Origin of the sequence: Microcella daejeonensis (assembly GCF_026625045.1) — a bacterium.
GTDB classification, from domain to species: domain Bacteria; phylum Actinomycetota; class Actinomycetes; order Actinomycetales; family Microbacteriaceae; genus Microcella; species Microcella daejeonensis.
Window position 1 is genome coordinate 957196 of record NZ_CP113089.1, and the last position, 16642, is coordinate 973837.

Genomic DNA, 16642 nt, shown 5'->3' on the forward strand with positions numbered 1-16642 from the left:
AGGCAGGAGACGCCGTTCGATGGTGCGGGGTGCGCGACTACTTGGCCGCGACCACCTGGAGGGTGATCGTGGCGACGATGCCGTCGCGCAGCTTGAGGATCGCCTCGTGCGAGCCGACCGACTTGATCGGCGAGACGATCTCGATGAGGCGCTTGTCGACCGAGCCGACGCCGGCGGCCTCGACGGCCGACGCGATGTCGCTCGTCTTGACCGAGCCGAAGAGACGACCCTCGGCGCCCGCCTTGACGGTGAGCTTCACGGGGTTCGCCTCGAGGCGCAGCTTGAGGTCCTGGGCCTCCTCGATCGTGGCGTGCTCGCGCGCGGCGCGGGCGGCCTTGATCTGCTCGACCTGCTTCTCGCCACCGCGGCTCCACGAGACCGCGAAGCCCTGGGGGATGAGGTAGTTGCGGGCGTACCCGTTCTTGACCTCGACGACATCGCCGGGGGCACCGAGACCGGTGACCTCCTGCGTGAGAATGAGCTTCGACATCGCGGCCCCCTAGCGGCCCGCGCCAGCGTACGGAAGCAGTGCCATCTCGCGCGCGTTCTTGACGGCGCGGGCGATGAGGCGCTGCTCCTGCACGGAGACACCGGTGATTCGGCGAGCGCGGATCTTTCCGCGCTCGGAGATGAACTTGCGGAGGGTCGCGACATCCTTGTAATCGATGACACCGACCCGGATCGCCTTCGCGGGGGCGGCGTTCTTCGCGCCCTTGCCGCCGCGAGGCTTGCGGCGGTCGCCGCTGCTCTTGCCAGCCATAGTGGTTGTCCTTTGCGTGCTGTTGTTCAGTGCCGGTCGTCAGACCGGATCAGAAAGGGGTGTCGTCGGAGAAGGATCCGGGAGTGTTCCACACGTCGCCCCCGGCGTTGCTGCCGGGCTTCGACTGCGCCGCGGGGGTGCCCCACGGCTCGTCTGCGACGGGTGCCGCGCCACCACGGCCGCCGCCCATCGCGCCGCCACCCGAGGAGGCCCGGGTGATCTGCGCGGTGGCGTACCGCAGGCTGGGGCCGATCTCGTCGACCTCCAGCTCGATGGTGGTGCGCTTCTCGCCTTCCTTCGTCTCGTACGACCGCTGCTTCAGACGGCCGGATGCGATGACCCGGCTGCCCTTCGTCAGCGTCGAGGCGACGTGCTCGGCGAACTCGCGCCACACGCTCGCGCGCATGAACAGCGCCTCGCCGTCCTTCCACTCGTTCGCCTGACGGTCGAACGTGCGGGGGGTGGAGGCGATGGTGAAGTTCGCGACCGCGAGACCGTTCTGCGTGTAGCGCAGTTCGGGGTCGGCAGTGAGGTTGCCGACGACGGTGATGAGCGTCTCGCCGGCCATGACTACTCGGCGGCCTTCTTGGCGGCGCGAGCGGCCTTGGCCTCGGCCTTGGCCGCGGTCTCGGCCTCGTAGGCGGCGACGCGAGCGACGGCCTCCTCGGCACGCAGCACCTTGGTGCGCATGACGGCCTCGCTGAGCTTCAGCTGGCGGTCGAGCTCCTGCGTGGCAGAAGGATTCGCGGTGAAGTTCACGACGGCGTAGATGCCCTCGGTCTTCTTGTTGATCTCGTACGCGAGGCGACGACGGCCCCAGATATCGACGTTCTCGATGTTTCCACCATCGTTGCGAACAACGTTGAGGAACTTGTCGAGGCTCGGAGCGACAGTGCGCTCGTCGATCTCGGGGTCGAGGATCACCATCATTTCGTACTGATGCATGACTCACCCACCTCCTTCGGACTCGAACGGCCGCAGACGGTCTGCGGCAGGAGGGTATGGCATCCGTTGCGCAGGACAGGGCCCGCGGACAACCTCGTCAGCATAGTCGGTTCGGGATGCCCGCCGCCACTTCTCAGTCGCTGCGAGCCGCGTACCACTCCCGCAGCCGCCGCTCGGCCTCCTCGTCGCCGAGGGGCCCCTCGTCGAGCCGGGTCTCGAGCAGGAACCGGTACGCCTCGCCCACGACCGGCCCCGGGCGGATGCCGAGCAGCTGCATGATGCGCTCCCCGTCGAGGTCGGGGCGGATGGCGGCGAGCTCCTCCTGCTCCGCGAGCACGGCGATGCGGTCCTCGAGCTCCTGATAGGCGCCGTGCAGCCGCGCGGCCTTGCGGGCGTTGCGCGTGGTGACGTCGGCCCGGGTGAGGATGTGCAGGCGCTCGAGGAGGGCATCGGCATCCCGCACGTACCGCCGCACGCCCGAATCCGTCCACTTCGCATCGCTGTAGCCGAAGAAGCGCAGGTGCAGCTCGACGAGGCGGCTCACCTGCTTGATGGTGTCGCGGTCGAAGCGCAGCGCGGTGAGGCGCTTGCGGGCGAGCTTCGCGCCGACGAGGTCGTGGTGGTGGAAGGTGACGGCGCCGCCGGCCTCGACCTTCTTCGTCGCGGGCTTGCCGATGTCGTGCAGGAGCGCGGCGAGGCGCAGCACGACGTCGGGCGGAGCATCCGGAACGCTCGATCGCGACCGCTCGAGGTCGATGGCCTGATCGAGCACCGTGAGGGAGTGCTCGTAGACGTCCTTGTGGTGGGCGTGCTCGTCGACCTCGAGCCGCAGGGCGGGCAGCTCGGGCAGCACGATGGCGGCGAGGCCCGTGTCGACCATGAGCTCGAGACCGCGGCGGGGTGTGTCGGTCGAGAGCAGCTTGACGAGCTCGTCGCGCACGCGCTCGGCCGAGACGATCGCGAGCCGGTCGAGCATGCCGCGGATGGCCGTGAGCGCCGCCTCGTCGACCTCGGCGCCCAGCTGCGCGGCGAACCGCACGGCCCGCATCATGCGCAGGGGATCGTCGCTGAACGAGCGCTCGGGCGCGATCGGGGTGCGCAGTCGGCCGGCGAGCAGATCGTCGAGACCGCCCGTCGGATCGACGAGGGTGAGCGAGGGCAGCCGCAGCGCCATGGCGTTCATCGTGAAGTCGCGCCGCGTCAGATCGCCCTCGAGCGTGTCGCCGAAGGCCACGACGGGCTTGCGCGACTCGGCGTCGTACTCATCGGAGCGGTACGTCGTGATCTCGACGGTCTCGGTGCCGAACTGCGCCCCGATCGTGCCGAACTCGCGCCCGATGTCCCAGTGGGCGGTGGAGATCGGTCGCACGATGCGGATGATCTCGTCGGGATGCGCGTCGGTCGTCAGATCGAGATCGTTGACGGGGCGGCCCAGGAACGCGTCGCGCACCGGCCCGCCGACGAGGGCGAGCTCGTGGCCGGCCTCGGCGAAGCGCTGCGCCAGGGTCGCCAGAGGCTCGGCGGCGGCGAGCTGCCGCAGCCGCTCGACGGCCTGCGCCACGCTCTGCATAGTGACCTGAGTCTAGACTTCCCGCATGTCGGCCAGGCGGGTGCACGGGGTTCATCGCGCCCTGACGACCCTCGCGCGACCCACTCTCGCGGGGCTGCTGATGCTGGGGCTCAGCGTCGGCGCGATGTCCACCGGGGTGATGGCCTCCGCCGCCCCCGCGACCCCGCACGCCCGGGCGGCCACCGCGCCCGACCCGAGCGAGACCGAGCCGATCATCGAGCTCGTCGCCGCGCCGACGGCCCCGTCCGTCGCCCCCGGCGAGCCGGTCGCGCTGCGGGTCACCGTGCGCAACACCGGAGGGTCGGCGAGCGCCGCCGGCGCGCTCGCCGTCGGGCTCGAGGGCGGCACCCGCGCGACCCGCACGGCGCTCGAGGCCTGGTTCTCGGGCGCCGAGCAGGACGCCGCGCTGCCGGCCGTCGCCGAGGCGACCCTTCCCGCGCTCGACGTCGGGGCCGCCGCGGTCATCGAGGTCGTCGTGCCCGCCGAGGCGGCCGGGCTGACGGGGGAGTGGGGGCCCCGCCTCGTCGTCGCCACGGCGATGATGGGGGATGCCCCGGCAGCGGCATCCCGCACCGCCGTCACCTTCGCACCGCCCGAGTCGGCGCCCGCCGCCGCGACCGTGCGCGTCGTCACCCCGCTCTCCACCCCCGAGTCGGAGAGCGCCCTGCTCACCGCGGAGGAGCTCGCCGAGCTCACCGGGCCCGACGGGCAGCTCACCCGCACGCTCGACGCCGTCGAGGGCACCGCGGCGGCGCTCGGCGTCGATCCACGCATCATTGCCTCGATCCGCCTGCTGGGCACGGCCGCCCCCGAGTCGGCGACGGCGCTGCTCGAGCGGCTCGCCGGGCTCTCCAACCCCACCTTCGCGCTCGCCTGGGCCGACGCCGACCCGACGGCGACGGTGCTCGCGCGGGGCATCCCGCTGCCCGCCGTCGAGGGCGCGGGCGGCCCGCTGGACGCGTCCCTGTTCGACACCGGGGTCGGCGTGCCGCCCGAGGTCGTCGGCCCTGAGCCCTCGATCGCGCCGAGCGACGAGGCCCCTCCCGCCCCCTCGGCGAGCGCATCGCCGTCGCCGTCCGCCGCGCCCGACGATGCACCGGTCGACGAGGAGACGATCACCCTCGGTCAGCTCGCCGCGTGGCCCCACGATCTGGAGGACTGGGCGTGGCCGCGGACGGGCGGGCTCAGCCCGGCCGGGGTCGAGGTGCTCGTCGCGGGCGGCACGCGGACGATCATCGCCGGTGACGCGCAGCTCGACGGAGCGGCCGGTTCGGCGGCGCGGGCGGGGGAGGCGACGCTCGCCGTCGCCGACGACTCCGCATCCCTCGCCGCGATCGGCGTCACGACCGCCACCGTGCAGCAGCAGGCGCAGGCCTCCACCGCCGAGCTCGCGGCCCTGCTCGCCGCGCGGGCGGTCGAGCAGCCGGGCGCGGCGGCGCTGCTCGCGCTCGACCGCACCGCCGCCCAGTCCGCCGCGCGGCTGGACGGTCTGCTCACCGCGGTCGACGCCCTCCCCTGGGCCGACATCACGCCGCTCGGGCAGCCCGCGGCGACGGCTCCCGCGACGACGGTCGGCGAGGGCGCGCTGCCCGAGGGTCTCGTCGGAGCGATCGGCACCGCCCTCGACGCCGAGGCGGTCGACCGCGAGTTCGCCCGCATCGCGGTCGATCCGGCCGCCATCACCGACATCCGACGGCTCGAGCTGCTCGCCGCCCTGTCCCTCGGCTGGGGCGAGGACGCGACGGCGGCCGTGCAGCGCTTCACCGCGGCGTCGTCCGAGCTGAGGAGCAGCGTGCAGATCGTCGAATCGCCGAGGATCCTCGTGCTCGCCGACGGACTCTTCACCGTGCCGCTCACCGTGCAGAACGGGCTCGGCACCCCGATCGTCGTCTACGTGCACGTCGAGTCGGCGACGGGGCAGCTGCGCGTGCTCGAATCCCGCGTCGAGACCGGCATCGACGGCGGCGCGCAGGCGGTCGCCGCCGTGCCGGTGGAGTCGCTCACCAACGGCGACGTCGACATCACGATCACCGTGCGCGATGCCGAGGGCCGCACGATCTCGGGGCCGATCACGGTGCCGCTCAGCCTGCAGGCGGGCTGGGAGACGGCGGGCATCGTCGCGCTCACGGCCGCCATCCTCGGACTGCTCGTCGCCGGCCTGATCCGCGACATCCGCCGGCGCCGCACCCGCCGAGCGGCGAACGTCGAGCCGGCCCCAGGCGACCACGACGCCGCACCCTGATGAACAACCGGTGACGCACCGGGATGCGGAATAGCGCCGCTCTAGAGTGGGTTGTCACCCGTGTCGCCTCCCGGCGGCGTCGCCATCCCCAGCAGGAGGAGCATGATGCGCCACGTCATCATCATCGGATCCGGCCCGGCCGGCTACACCGCGGCCATCTACGCCGCGCGCGCCAACCTGCAGCCGCTCGTGATCGCGTCCTCCGTCGAGTTCGGCGGCGAGCTCATGAAGACCACCGAGGTCGAGAACTTCCCCGGCTTCCCCGAGGGCATCATGGGCCCCGACCTGATGACGCAGATGCAGAAGCAGGCCGAGCGCTTCGGCGCCGAGATCGTTTACGACGACGTCGTCTCGCTCGAGCTCGACGGGCCCGTGAAGGCCGTCACGCTCGGCAACGGCGACCGCCACGAGGCGCACGCCGTGATCTACGCCACCGGTTCCGCCTACCGCAAGCTCGGCCTTGCCGACGAGGAGCGGCTGAGCGGCTACGGCGTCTCCTGGTGCGCCACGTGCGACGGGGCCTTCTTCCGCCAGAAGTCCGTCGCGGTCGTCGGCGGCGGCGACTCGGCGATGGAGGAGGCGACCTTCCTCACGCGCTTCGCCTCGAAGGTCTACGTCATCCACCGCAGCGACACCTTCCGCGCCTCGGCCGCGATGCTCGATCGTGCGCGCAACGATCCGAAGATCGAGTTCGTCACCAATGCCGCGGTCGCGCACATCTACGGCGCAGACCTCGTCTCGGGCGTCGGCATCGTCGACACCGTCACGGGGGAGGAGCGCACGCTCGACGTCACCGGCCTCTTCATCGCGATCGGTGCCGACCCGCGCACGCACCTCGTGCACGGCGTGCTCGACCTCACCGAGCACGGCACGATCGCCGTCGAGGGCCGCAGCTCGCGCACGAGCGTCGAGGGCGTCTTCGCCGCCGGGGACGTGGTCGACCCGACGTACAAGCAGGCGATCACCGCCGCGGGCAGCGGAACCGTCGCCGCCCTCGACGCCCAGCACTACCTCGAGACGATCGGCGACGCGGCCCGGCAGACCGTGGCCGCCGGCGCCGACGCCTGAGTCATCCGCATCCCCCACCGCAACGCAAGGAGAGCACAATGAGCACGCGCGACGTCACCGACGCCACCTTCGAGACCGAGGTCCTCAACAGCGAGAAGACGATCATGGTCGACTTCTGGGCCGAATGGTGCGGCCCCTGCCGCGCCGTCTCGCCCATCCTCGACGCCATCGCCAGCGAGAACGGCGACAAGATCGACATCGTCAAGCTCAACGTCGACGACAACCCCGAGACCGCCATGAAGTACCAGATCACCTCCATCCCCGCGATGAAGGTCTTCAAGGGCGGCGAGGTCGTCAAGACCGTCATCGGCGCGAAGCCCAAGCCGGCTCTCGAGGCCGACCTCGCCGAGTTCCTCGCGTAGTCGCCGGAACGCTCGACGAGCATCCCGTCACGGCCCGCCCCCCGCTCGGGGAGCGGGCCGTTCGCGGTTCGTGCGCTTATCCTGATGGTTCCTGCCGCCGCGGCAGCGAGCTGACGGGTGGTGAGCCATGACGATTCCCCGCGAGGGCACGAATCTCGACCCCTGGTACGAGCTGTACGCCGACCGGACAGCGGGCCTGAGCGCCTCGGAGGTGCGCGCGCTCTTCGCCGTCGCCTCCCGCCCCGAGGTCGTCTCGCTCGCCGGGGGCATGCCGTTCGTCTCCGCGCTGCCGCTCGAGCGCGTCACCACCTCGATGGAGCGCGTGATGCGCGAGCAGGGCTCGCGGGCGCTGCAGTACGGCTCGGGGCAGGGCACGCCCGAGCTGCGCGAGCACATCCTCGAGATCATGGCCCTCGAGGGCGTGCGGGCCGGGGTCGACGACGTCGTCGTCACGACCGGATCGCAGCAGGCGCTCGACCTCATCGCCAAACTGTTCCTCGACTCGGGCGACGTCGTGCTGGCCGAGTCGCCGTCCTACGTCGGGGCGATGGGCATCTTCCGCTCGTACCAGGCCGAAGTCTCGCACGTCGCGATGGACGACGACGGGATAATCCCGCAGGCGCTCGTGGAACGGATCGCGTCGATGCGGGCCCAGGGTCGCGCGATCAAGTTCCTGTACCTCATCCCGAACTTCCACAACCCTGCAGGGGTGACGCTCAGCTGGGAGCGGCGGCTCGAGATCATCGAGATCGCCCGCCGAGAGGGCATCCTCATCGTCGAGGACAACCCCTACGGGTTGCTCTGGTTCGATCGTCCGGCACCCCACGCCATGCGATCGGTCGAGACCGAGGGCATCGTCTACCTCGGCTCGTTCTCCAAGACGCTCGCGCCCGGCTTCCGCATCGGCTGGGCGCTCGCTCCCCACGGCATCCGCGAGAAGCTCGTTCTCGCCGCCGAATCGGCCATCCTCTCGCCGAGCGTCGCCAACGAGCTCATCGTGAGCGACTACCTGGCCAGCACCGACTGGAAGGGACAGATCGACACCTACCGGGGCCTGTACCGCGATCGGCGCGACGCCATGATCGACGCTCTCGAGCACTACCTGCCCGATCTGCACTGGACGATGCCCAACGGCGGGTTCTACATCTGGGTCACCCTGCCCGATGGGCTCGATTCCAAGGGGATGCTCCCGCGCGCCGTGAAGGAGCTGGTGGCCTACACGCCCGGTACCGCCTTCTTCGCCGACGGCTCGGGCCGCGCGAATCTGCGGCTCTCGTACTGCTACCCCAGCCCGGCCGAGATCCGGGAGGGGATCCGCCGTCTCGCCGGCGTCGTCCGCGGCGAGCAGGAGCTGCTGTCGACCTTCTCGCCCTCGACGAGCCCCGAGCGCGTCGGAACCGCACCGCACGTCATCAGCCCGCCCCCCAACATCGGATAGGCGCATGAGCGACTCCCTCCCCTCCGCCGCATCCCCCGGCTCGTCCGATCCCGTCCGGGTCGTCGTGCTCGCCGGAGGGATCTCGCACGAGCGCGACATCTCGCTGCGCTCCGGTCGGCGCGTCGCGGACGCGCTCGCGAGCCACGGCCTGCACGTCGAGCTGCGCGACCCCGACGCAACCCTGCTCGGCTCCCTCACCGACGACCGCCCCGACGTCGTGTTCCCGGTGCTGCACGGGGCGAGCGGGGAGGACGGAACGCTCCGCAGCCTCCTGGAGTTCCTCGGACTCCCGTACGTCGGCTCGCCCGCGGCGGCAACCCGCCTCGCCTGGGACAAGCCCACGGCGAAGACGCTGGTCGAGCGGGCGGGAGTGCCGACGCCGCACTCCATCACCCTGACGCGGGATGCGTTCCGCGAGCTCGGTGCGGAGAGCGTCCTCGCGGTCGTGCGCGGCGAGCTGCCGACGCCGGTCGCCATCAAGCCCGCGCAGGGCGGCTCCGCGCAGGGCGTCACCCTCGTCGACACCGAGGAGGAGCTGCGCCGCGCGATGGTGCACGCCTACACGTACTGCGACGTGGCCATCATCGAGCAGCGCATCACCGGCACCGAGATCTGCATCGGCATCATCGACACCGGGGATGGTCCGGTCGCGCTCCCGCCCGTCGAGATCGAGCCGCTCTCGGGCGTCTACGGGTTCGAAGCCCGGTACAACGCGGGGGAGACCCGCTTCTACGCACCGGCCCGCATCGCGGACGACGTCACCGAGCGGGCGACGGCCATCGCGCTCGACGCCCATCGTGCCCTCGGCCTCCGCCACCTCAGCCGCATCGACATGATCGTCGACGGCGCCGGCACGCCCTGGTTCCTGGAGGCGAGCGTCATGCCGGGCCTCACCGAGACCTCGACCCTGGCCCTCGCCCTCGAGGCCGCCGGCCACGACGTCGGCTGGGTCTACGCCGCACTCGCGCAGGCGGCGATCCGCGAGCACTCGGCCTGACCGTCTTGCTCCAGGCGAGGGGCCGACCGGGCCGGTCCTGCTGCCTTCGACGCGACCAGGGTTCGCGGCGCGCTCCGAATCCGACGGAATCCGACTCGTGGCGAGCTCCGAGGGGGTCGGATGTCGGGGGAGCGGTGGCTGCCAGGAGTGGACCCTCGGGACACGCGCACCTCACGACGCGAGCGCCGCACGCCGCCGCCCGTTCGACGTTTCACGTGAAACACCCGCGCGGGGTGCTCTCGCACGATCCGATCCGTCGCCATCAGTCGGCGGGGGAGTGAGGCCGGCGTACCCGGACACGGCGATCCTCGTCGCTTCCTATCGGTGTTTCACGTGAAACACCGCGGGCCCTCATCCGCGAGGTTCAGCCGCGCCCTCGCGGGACCTCGACGAGCGACTCATCGAGCCGGCCAGATAGTTTCACGTGAAACGCAGTGCGCGTCGCTCTGCGATGTCCTCCCACGTGAGGACGCGGACATCCCCGGGATCAGCTGTAGCCGGGCTCGCCGAGCTCGCCGAGGATGCGGTTCAGGTCGCCCACGCTGGCGAAGTCGATGACGAGCGACCCCTTGCGCTGCCCGAGCGAGATCGTCACGCGGGTGTCGAGCCGATCGCCGAGCCGAACGGCGATCTCGTTGAGCGCGCCCTGCCGCGTCCCCGCGGCCGGCGGCTTCTGCTTGCGCGTGCCCGCCGCGCCGCTCATCAGCTGCGCCGCCGACTCCGCCTGCCGCACCGAGAGCTCCTCGTTGACGATCTTGTCGGCGAGCCGGCGCATTAGGTCGCCGTCGTTGGTGGAGAGGATGGCGCGGGCATGCCCCGCACTCAGCACCCCCGCCGCCACCCGGGCCTGAACGGCCTCGGGGAGGCGCAGCAGCCTCAGCGTGTTGCTGATCTGCGGCCGGGACCGGCCGAGACGCTGCGCGAGCTGATCCTGCGTGATCCCGAAGTCCTCGAGCAGCTGCTGGTACGCGCTCGCCTCCTCGAGGGGGTTCAACTGCGCGCGATGCAGGTTCTCGAGCAGGGCATCCCGCAGCATGTCCTCGTCAGCCGTGTTGCGCACGATCGCGGGGATGGTGGCGAGGCCGGCGATGGTGGATGCTCGCAGCCGCCGCTCGCCCATGATGAGCTCGAACTGCGGCTCGCCCTTCTGAGCGCCGGCGCGCTCGCGCACCACGATGGGCTGGAGCACGCCGAACTCGCGCACGGAGTGGACGAGCTCCGACAGCTCCTCCTCGCGGAACTCGCTGCGGGGCTGGGCCGGATTCGGCACGATGTCGCTCGGCGCGATGGCCGCGAGACGGGCGCCCGGCACGACGGCGAGCTGGAGCCCGTCGTCCTTCGGCTCCGGAGCCTGGGGGAAGAACACGTCGACGGGCCGATCGCCATCGCCGGTGGGGATGAGGGCGCCGATACCGCGGCCGAGCCCTGTTCTCTTGGTCGCCATCAGTCCGGGGCCCCTCTCTTCGCGATCTCCGCAGCCGCCTCGAGGTACGAGAGAGAGCCGGCGGAGCTCTGGTCGTAGCTGATGACGCTCTGCCCGAACGACGGCGCCTCGCTGATGCGCACATTGCGGGGGATGAGCGTCGAGAGCGTCTCGGCGGGGAAGTGCTCGCGCACCTCGGCGACCACCTGCTGCGCCAGGTTCGTGCGCCCGTCGTACATCGTCATGAGGATCGTCGACACCCGCAGGTCGGGGTTCAGGTGGCGCTCGATGAGCTTGATCGAGTTCAGCAGCTGGCTCAGACCCTCGAGCGCGTAGTACTCGCACTGAATGGGGATGAGCACCTCGCGCGCGGCGACGAAGGCGTTGATGGTCAGCAGCCCGAGCGAGGGCGGGCAATCGATGAACACGTAGTGCACGGGCTCCCCGAGCTCGGCCTGCTCCGCGAGGTAGGAGTCGAGCGCCGTCCGCAGACGCTGCTCCCGGGCGACGAGCGAGACGAGCTCGATCTCCGCGCCGGCGAGATGGATCGTCGCCGGCACGCAGTAGAGGTGCTCGAACTCGGGGCTCTTCTGCACGACGTCGTCGAGGAGCGCCTCCCCGACGATGACGTCGTAGACGCTCGGCGTCTCCGCGCGGTGCTCGACGCCGAGCGCCGTGGAGGCATTGCCCTGGGGGTCCAGGTCGATCACGACCACACGGGCACCCGATCGTGCCAGAGCGGCGGCGAGATTCACCGTCGTCGTCGTCTTGCCGACGCCGCCCTTCTGATTCGAGACGGTGAGAACGCGCGGCGACGCGGGCAGGGGCAGATCCGACTGCTGCAGAGCGAGGCGGCGGCGGGTGATGTCGGCGATCTCCCGAGCCAGGGGAGTGGTCTCGTCGTACGTTCCGCCCGTGGTCATCGCCAGACCTCCCGGTCGAATGTTTCACGTGAAACGGGCGTCGACTCGACGCCCGCTCGCGCACCGCCGATCGATGATGCGATCAGGATGCCGCGTCCACTGTAGCCCGAAACAGCCGGGTCACTTCGGGCACGATGCCCTCGCCGAGCACGAGGACCTCGGGGTCGCGCAGTCGGTACTTGCTGATCTGCTTCGAAGCGGCGGTGATCTCGTCATCTACCCGAGCGCCCTTGAGCAGCAGCAGCTCTCCACCGCGACGGACGAGGGGAGCGGTGATCGGGATGAGCGTGCGCAGCGCACTGACCGCCCGCGCCGTGACCTGATCGAACGGACCGGAATCGACGGCGTCCTCCGCGCGGGCCCGCACGACCTCCACGTTGTCGAGACCGAGCCGATCGGCCTCCGAGCGCAGCCAGTCGCAGCGGCGCTCCATCGGCTCGATGAGCACGAGCCGGGCATCCGGACGCGCGATCGCCAGCACGAGACCGGGCAGGCCGGCGCCGCTGCCGACATCGGCCACCTGGGCATCATCGCGCAGGTAGGGCGCGACGACCGCGGAGTTCAGCACGTGCCGGGACCACAGACGCGGGAGCTCGAGCGGCCCGATCAACCCCAGCAGCTCGCCGTACTGAGCGAGGTCGGCCGTGAATCGGCGGGCGAGGGCGATGCGGTCACCGAAGACCTGCGCCGCCCCGGCAGGTTCGAGCTCGACGGCCGGCGCCTCGGCGGGGGAGGGGTCGCTCACGACCGGGTGTTCCACGGGAAGCCTCGCCGGATCGCGGGTCAGGAACGACGGATGACCGTGTGGCGGTCGGCGCCCTCGCCCTCGGACTCCGAGGTGAAACCGCGCTCGGCCACCAGGTCGTGCACGAGCTTGCGCTCGTAGCTCGACATCGGCGGCAGGGCGGCGGTGGATGCTCCGCCCTCGATGCGCTCGACCGCACGGTCGACGAGCACCGACAGCTCCTGAGCACGGGCGTCGCGCGACCCCCCGATATCGAGGATAAGTCGGGAGAACTCCCCGGTCTTCGCGTGCACCGCGAGCCGCGTCAGCTCTTGCAGGGCCGACACGACATCCGACTTTGACAGCAGGCGCAGGTCGTCCGGCTGCTCCGACTCGACGCTGAGGTACACGCGACCGGCGCGCGACTCGATGTCGATGTCGCCGTCGAGGTCGGCGATGTCGAGGAGCTCCTCGAGGTAGTCCGCCGCGATGTCGCCCTCGTCCTGCACGGCCTCGGGTGCGGTCTCCGGTGCCTGCTCGGTCACATCGGTCATGGCTACTTGCCACCCTTCTTCTTCGCGCGGCTCTTGCCAACGGGCTGCACGCGCTGGGTCTTCTTGGGCTCCTCCGCGACCGCGGCAGGGGCATCCTCGACGATCGTCGGCAGGCCCTTGCGCTGACGCCGCTTCGCCAGCCGCGCCTCGCGGGCGAGAGCGGCCTCGGAACCGGGGGTCGGCATGTTCCGGATGACGATGAACTGCTGCACCATCGTCCAGATGTTGGAGACGAACCAGTAGAACATGACGCCGAGCGGGAACGCGAAGCCCGAGAACGCGAACACGAGCGGCAGCACGTAGAGGAGGATGCGCTGCTGCCGGTACATCGGCGAGGCCTTCATCTCGGGCGACTGGTTCTTCGACATGATCTGCAGCTGGGTGATGAACTGCGAGCCCGTCATGAGGATGACGAGGACGATCGCGATCACGATCACGGCGACGTTGCCCTCGGACGTCGCCATCGACGAGCCGAGCGGGGCGATGCCGAACAGCGAGGCGTCCCCGAACTGCTGCTGCAGCGACGGGGTCAGCAGACCGACCGGGGGGCGATCGGTGTAGGCGTCGTTGAGAACCGAGAACAGACCGAAGAAGATCGGCATCTGCAGCAGGAGCGGCAGGCAGGACGACAGGGGGTTGGTCCCCGTGTTCTTGTACAGCGCCATCGTCTCGCGCGACATGGCCTCGCGCGAGAACTGGTCGCGCTTGCCCTTGTATTTGTCCTGGATCTTCTTGAGCTGCGGCGCGATCTCCATCATGCGGCGCTGGCTCTTGATCTGACGCACGAAGACGGGGATGAGCGCGGCGCGGATGACGAGCACGAGGCCCGTGATCGAGAGCACCCAGGTGATACCCGCCGCCGCCTCCATGCCCGCGGCGGTGAGCAGCGAGTGGAAGCCGACCAGGATCGCCTCGATGACCCACTTGATGGGCCACAGGATGAGGCCGAAGATGTCCATAGCGGGAGTTATCCCTTTCTCTCGAGAACCATGAAGCCGAACCGGCTGCGCCGATAGGGCGAATGCTCGTGGGGCGGCACGTCGTCGATGCCGCCGGCAGCCCAGGGGTGGCACCGCGCCAGGCGACGGGCGGTCATCCACCCGCCCTTCAGAACGCCGTGCTCCTGCACCGCGGTCAGGCCGTAGGCGGAGCAGCTGGGGTAGTACCGGCAGACATCGCCGTACAGCGGCGAGATGATCGCCCGGTACACGCGCAGCAGCGCGATGATGATGTTGCGGGGGAGCAGGGCGATGCCGCGCACGATCCTCATGCCGTCACCACCCGTCGTAGACCCGCGTCGATCTCGGCTCGCAGGGTATCCCAGTCGACCTCGCCGGCTCCTGGGAGGGCGCGGATGACGATGGTGTCGCCGGCCGGCACCGGGATGCTGCTGACGGCGGTCGCGCAGACCGCCTGAACCCGCCGCCGAACCCGGTTGCGAACGACAGCGCTCCCGACCTGCTTCGACACGATCACCCCGAAGCGGGGCGGGTCGGCAGATGGGGAGCGCAGTCGGTACAGCACGGCGTGAGGCTGGGCCGCTCGACGACCTCGGCGCACCGCGGTGCGGAAGTCGTCGGCCCGGGTGACCCGGTGGGCCCGGCCGAGCACGACGGGGTCTTAGGCCGAGAGCTCGGTGCGACCCTTGCGGCGGCGGGCAGCGAGGATGCTGCGGCCGGCGCGGGTGCGCATGCGGAGGCGGAAGCCGTGCACCTTGGCGCGGCGACGGTTGTTCGGCTGGAAAGTGCGCTTGCTCATGGTTATCTCCTCGGCCCCCTAGGGCCAGCGACGAAAGACAGACGGTGATCGCCCGGCCACGGAAGGACCCGCGGGCAGGCAGAAGTCAACTGACTAAAGGTACGTCGTCCGGAGCCCGCGGTCAAACCTGCCGCAGGGCGACCGGCATTATCACCAGGGTACGGGGGAACCATTGGTAACGACATGCCGGGGCGCAGTACAGTGATCCGATCGACGCGCCGCGGTGAACCGTGCTGCCGCCGACCGCACGACCGCTCACCACCGCCTTCCCCATCCCCAGCGAGGAGACCATCGATGTCCGATGACGCCGATTCCACCGACTTGCTGTGGCGATCGGTGAAGTCGACGCTCACCTCGGACGAGCGGATCACCCCCCAGTTGCACGGCTTCATTGCTCTGGTGGAACCGCGCGGCGTGATGGCAGGCACCCTCTACCTCGAGGTGCCGAACGAGCTGACGCGCGGCATGCTCGAGCAGCGCATCCGTCTTCCTCTCCTCTCTGCACTGTCGACCGTCGCGGGCGAGACGGTCTCGAGCTTCGCGATCGTCGTGAACCCCGAGATCCAGCACGACGGCTTCGACAGCTCGACCGAGCCCGTCGAGCAGCAGCAGGCGCCGTACATCGACCAGGCCTCCTCGCCGACCCCGGCCACGGCGAGCGATCGTCGCAGCGACAGCCGGCTGAACCCGAAGTACAGCTTCGACAACTTCGTCATCGGGGGCTCGAACCGCTTCGCCCACGCGGCGGCCGTCGCCGTCGCCGAAGCACCGGCGAAGGCCTACAACCCGCTCTTCGTCTACGGCGAGTCGGGGCTGGGCAAGACCCACCTGCTGCACGCCATCGGCCACTACGCCGAGAGCCTGTACCCGGGCATCCGCGTCCGGTACGTGAGCTCCGAGGAGTTCACCAACGACTTCATCAACTCGATCGCGAACAACCGGGCCAGCCTGTTCCAGTCGCGGTACCGCGAGATCGACATCCTGCTGATCGACGACATCCAGTTCCTGCAGGGCAAGGACTCCACGCAGGAGGCCTTCTTCCACACCTTCAATACGCTGCACGACCACAACAAGCAGGTGGTCATCACGAGCGACCTGCCGCCGAAGCACCTCACGGGCTTCGAGGATCGGATGCGCAGCCGCTTCGAGTGGGGCCTCATCACCGATGTGCAGGCGCCCGACCTCGAGACCCGCATCGCGATCCTGCGCAAGAAGGCGCAGAACGACAAGCTGCAGGTTCGGGATGACGTGCTCGAGTACATCGCCTCGAAGGTGTCGAGCAACATCCGCGAGCTCGAGGGCACCCTCATCCGCGTCACGGCGTTCGCGAACCTCAATCGCACGCCCGTCGACATGCAGCTCGTCCAGACGGTGCTGAAAGACCTCATCACCCTCGACGAGGACAACGTCATCGCGCCGGTCGACATCATCAATCACACGGCCGCCTACTTCAAGCTCACGGTCGACGACCTCTACGGCTCCTCCCGCTCGCAAGCGGTGGCCACGGCCCGGCAGATCGCCATGTACCTCTGCCGCGAGCTCACGAACCTCTCGCTGCCGAAGATCGGCCAGCTGTTCGGCAACCGCGATCACACGACGGTGATGTACGCGAACAAGAAGATCAGCGAGCTCATGAAGGAGCGCCGCTCGATCTACAACCAGGTCACCGAGCTCACCAGCCGCATCAAGCAGAACCACCGCTACAGCTAGTCGACTCCGTCCTCTCTCTCCTCCTGCCCGGTGCGATCCGGGATGCGGCCCGGGCCTTCGCCCGGGCCGTTTCGTCGCTCTCCCACAGCTTCCTGCCAGGTTCGAGGGTGGTTTCGCACACTGGGGACAGCTTGTGGATAACTGGGGATGACGGTGGTGACGGATTGT

Annotated in this window: 19 protein-coding genes; 6 read left to right on the forward strand and 13 right to left on the reverse strand. The window is 70.0% G+C overall.

Features of this window, described 5'->3' with window-relative positions:
• Positions 1–37: 37 nt before the first annotated feature.
• The 5 genes from rplI to OVN18_RS04670 all read right to left on the reverse strand — a co-directional run bounded on the left by rplI (position 38) and on the right by OVN18_RS04670 (position 3275).
• On the reverse strand, positions 38–490 hold the full coding sequence (gene rplI / locus OVN18_RS04650) for a 50S ribosomal protein L9 (RefSeq protein WP_267738423.1): 453 nt from the start codon (positions 488–490) through the stop codon (positions 38–40).
• A gap of 9 nt (positions 491–499) precedes the next feature.
• Positions 500–760: a 30S ribosomal protein S18 gene (gene rpsR, locus OVN18_RS04655; protein ID WP_047561128.1), complete on the reverse strand. Its 261-nt coding sequence runs from the start codon at positions 758–760 to the stop codon at positions 500–502.
• 49 nt (positions 761–809) lie between these two features.
• The gene (locus OVN18_RS04660; RefSeq protein WP_267782291.1) at positions 810–1328 is read right to left on the reverse strand and encodes a single-stranded DNA-binding protein; all 519 of its coding nucleotides are present in this window, start codon (positions 1326–1328) and stop codon (positions 810–812) included.
• 2 nt (positions 1329–1330) lie between these two features.
• Complete coding sequence (gene rpsF, locus OVN18_RS04665) at positions 1331–1705, reverse strand: 30S ribosomal protein S6 (protein WP_168916696.1); 375 nt, start codon at positions 1703–1705, stop codon at positions 1331–1333.
• Positions 1706–1838: 133 nt separating this feature from the next.
• Complete coding sequence (locus OVN18_RS04670) at positions 1839–3275, reverse strand: CCA tRNA nucleotidyltransferase (RefSeq protein WP_267782293.1); 1437 nt, start codon at positions 3273–3275, stop codon at positions 1839–1841.
• A 25-nt stretch (positions 3276–3300) separates the two neighbouring features.
• On the opposite strand from OVN18_RS04670, the gene OVN18_RS04675 reads away from it, so the two are divergent.
• The 5 genes from OVN18_RS04675 (at position 3301) to OVN18_RS04695 (ending at position 9382) form a co-directional block, all read left to right on the forward strand.
• The gene (locus OVN18_RS04675; protein WP_267782295.1) at positions 3301–5517 is read left to right on the forward strand and encodes a DUF6049 family protein; all 2217 of its coding nucleotides are present in this window, start codon (positions 3301–3303) and stop codon (positions 5515–5517) included.
• Positions 5518–5622: 105 nt separating this feature from the next.
• Positions 5623–6585, forward strand: coding sequence for a thioredoxin-disulfide reductase (trxB, locus tag OVN18_RS04680; RefSeq protein WP_267782920.1), 963 nt, complete (start codon positions 5623–5625; stop codon positions 6583–6585).
• Between the two features lie 38 nt (positions 6586–6623).
• On the forward strand, positions 6624–6947 hold the full coding sequence (gene trxA / locus OVN18_RS04685) for a thioredoxin (RefSeq protein WP_267738427.1): 324 nt from the start codon (positions 6624–6626) through the stop codon (positions 6945–6947).
• A gap of 127 nt (positions 6948–7074) precedes the next feature.
• Positions 7075–8385, forward strand: coding sequence for an aminotransferase-like domain-containing protein (locus OVN18_RS04690; RefSeq protein ID WP_267782296.1), 1311 nt, complete (start codon positions 7075–7077; stop codon positions 8383–8385).
• 4 nt (positions 8386–8389) lie between these two features.
• Positions 8390–9382 (forward strand): D-alanine--D-alanine ligase family protein, encoded by a 993-nt coding sequence (locus OVN18_RS04695; protein ID WP_267782298.1) that lies wholly within the window; start codon positions 8390–8392, stop codon positions 9380–9382.
• 487 nt (positions 9383–9869) lie between these two features.
• Here the strand turns inward: OVN18_RS04695 and OVN18_RS04700 are convergent, their stop codons facing one another.
• The 8 genes from OVN18_RS04700 to rpmH all read right to left on the reverse strand — a co-directional run bounded on the left by OVN18_RS04700 (position 9870) and on the right by rpmH (position 14764).
• Positions 9870–10826, reverse strand: coding sequence for a ParB/RepB/Spo0J family partition protein (locus OVN18_RS04700; protein WP_267782300.1), 957 nt, complete (start codon positions 10824–10826; stop codon positions 9870–9872).
• Complete coding sequence (locus tag OVN18_RS04705; protein ID WP_267738432.1) at positions 10826–11728, reverse strand: ParA family protein; 903 nt, start codon at positions 11726–11728, stop codon at positions 10826–10828. Before OVN18_RS04705 ends, OVN18_RS04700 begins: the two co-directional genes overlap by 1 nt.
• Before the next feature lie 82 nt (positions 11729–11810).
• Positions 11811–12488, reverse strand: coding sequence for a 16S rRNA (guanine(527)-N(7))-methyltransferase RsmG (rsmG, locus tag OVN18_RS04710; protein WP_267782301.1), 678 nt, complete (start codon positions 12486–12488; stop codon positions 11811–11813).
• Between the two features lie 23 nt (positions 12489–12511).
• Positions 12512–13006 carry a Jag family protein gene (locus OVN18_RS04715; RefSeq protein WP_267782303.1) on the reverse strand — a complete coding sequence of 165 codons (495 nt, stop codon included), beginning with the start codon at positions 13004–13006 and terminating at the stop codon, positions 12512–12514.
• Between the two features lie 2 nt (positions 13007–13008).
• Positions 13009–13965: a membrane protein insertase YidC gene (gene yidC, locus OVN18_RS04720; RefSeq protein ID WP_267738436.1), complete on the reverse strand. Its 957-nt coding sequence runs from the start codon at positions 13963–13965 to the stop codon at positions 13009–13011.
• Between the two features lie 8 nt (positions 13966–13973).
• On the reverse strand, positions 13974–14276 hold the full coding sequence (gene yidD, locus OVN18_RS04725; RefSeq protein WP_267738438.1) for a membrane protein insertion efficiency factor YidD: 303 nt from the start codon (positions 14274–14276) through the stop codon (positions 13974–13976).
• The gene (rnpA, locus tag OVN18_RS04730; RefSeq protein ID WP_267738439.1) at positions 14273–14617 is read right to left on the reverse strand and encodes a ribonuclease P protein component; all 345 of its coding nucleotides are present in this window, start codon (positions 14615–14617) and stop codon (positions 14273–14275) included. The genes yidD and rnpA overlap by 4 nt, the downstream gene beginning before the upstream one ends.
• Before the next feature lie 9 nt (positions 14618–14626).
• Positions 14627–14764, reverse strand: coding sequence for a 50S ribosomal protein L34 (gene rpmH, locus OVN18_RS04735; protein ID WP_055823896.1), 138 nt, complete (start codon positions 14762–14764; stop codon positions 14627–14629).
• 294 nt (positions 14765–15058) lie between these two features.
• Between rpmH and dnaA the strand changes: the two genes are divergently transcribed.
• Positions 15059–16474, forward strand: coding sequence for a chromosomal replication initiator protein DnaA (dnaA, locus tag OVN18_RS04740; protein WP_267738440.1), 1416 nt, complete (start codon positions 15059–15061; stop codon positions 16472–16474).
• The last annotated feature ends 168 nt before the right edge of the window (positions 16475–16642 follow it).

Bases quoted from the DNA above. Each gene is read 5' to 3' on its own strand.
- OVN18_RS04705 (WP_267738432.1), bottom strand. From the start codon at position 11,728: ATGACCACGGGCGGAACGTACGACGAGACCACTCCCCTGGCTCGGGAG.
- OVN18_RS04675 (WP_267782295.1), top strand. From the start codon at position 3,301: ATGTCGGCCAGGCGGGTGCACGGGGTTCATCGCGCCCTGACGACCCTC.
- dnaA (WP_267738440.1), top strand. From the start codon at position 15,059: ATGTCCGATGACGCCGATTCCACCGACTTGCTGTGGCGATCGGTGAAG.
- rpmH (WP_055823896.1), bottom strand. From the start codon at position 14,764: ATGAGCAAGCGCACTTTCCAGCCGAACAACCGTCGCCGCGCCAAGGTG.
- yidD (WP_267738438.1), bottom strand. From the start codon at position 14,276: ATGAGGATCGTGCGCGGCATCGCCCTGCTCCCCCGCAACATCATCATC.
- OVN18_RS04690 (WP_267782296.1), top strand. From the start codon at position 7,075: ATGACGATTCCCCGCGAGGGCACGAATCTCGACCCCTGGTACGAGCTG.
- rpsF (WP_168916696.1), bottom strand. From the start codon at position 1,705: ATGCATCAGTACGAAATGATGGTGATCCTCGACCCCGAGATCGACGAG.
- rpsR (WP_047561128.1), bottom strand. From the start codon at position 760: ATGGCTGGCAAGAGCAGCGGCGACCGCCGCAAGCCTCGCGGCGGCAAG.
- OVN18_RS04700 (WP_267782300.1), bottom strand. From the start codon at position 10,826: ATGGCGACCAAGAGAACAGGGCTCGGCCGCGGTATCGGCGCCCTCATC.
- OVN18_RS04715 (WP_267782303.1), bottom strand. From the start codon at position 13,006: ATGACCGATGTGACCGAGCAGGCACCGGAGACCGCACCCGAGGCCGTG.
- rplI (WP_267738423.1), bottom strand. From the start codon at position 490: ATGTCGAAGCTCATTCTCACGCAGGAGGTCACCGGTCTCGGTGCCCCC.
- OVN18_RS04660 (WP_267782291.1), bottom strand. From the start codon at position 1,328: ATGGCCGGCGAGACGCTCATCACCGTCGTCGGCAACCTCACTGCCGAC.
- trxB (WP_267782920.1), top strand. From the start codon at position 5,623: ATGCGCCACGTCATCATCATCGGATCCGGCCCGGCCGGCTACACCGCG.
- OVN18_RS04695 (WP_267782298.1), top strand. From the start codon at position 8,390: ATGAGCGACTCCCTCCCCTCCGCCGCATCCCCCGGCTCGTCCGATCCC.
- trxA (WP_267738427.1), top strand. From the start codon at position 6,624: ATGAGCACGCGCGACGTCACCGACGCCACCTTCGAGACCGAGGTCCTC.
- yidC (WP_267738436.1), bottom strand. From the start codon at position 13,965: ATGGACATCTTCGGCCTCATCCTGTGGCCCATCAAGTGGGTCATCGAG.
- OVN18_RS04670 (WP_267782293.1), bottom strand. From the start codon at position 3,275: ATGCAGAGCGTGGCGCAGGCCGTCGAGCGGCTGCGGCAGCTCGCCGCC.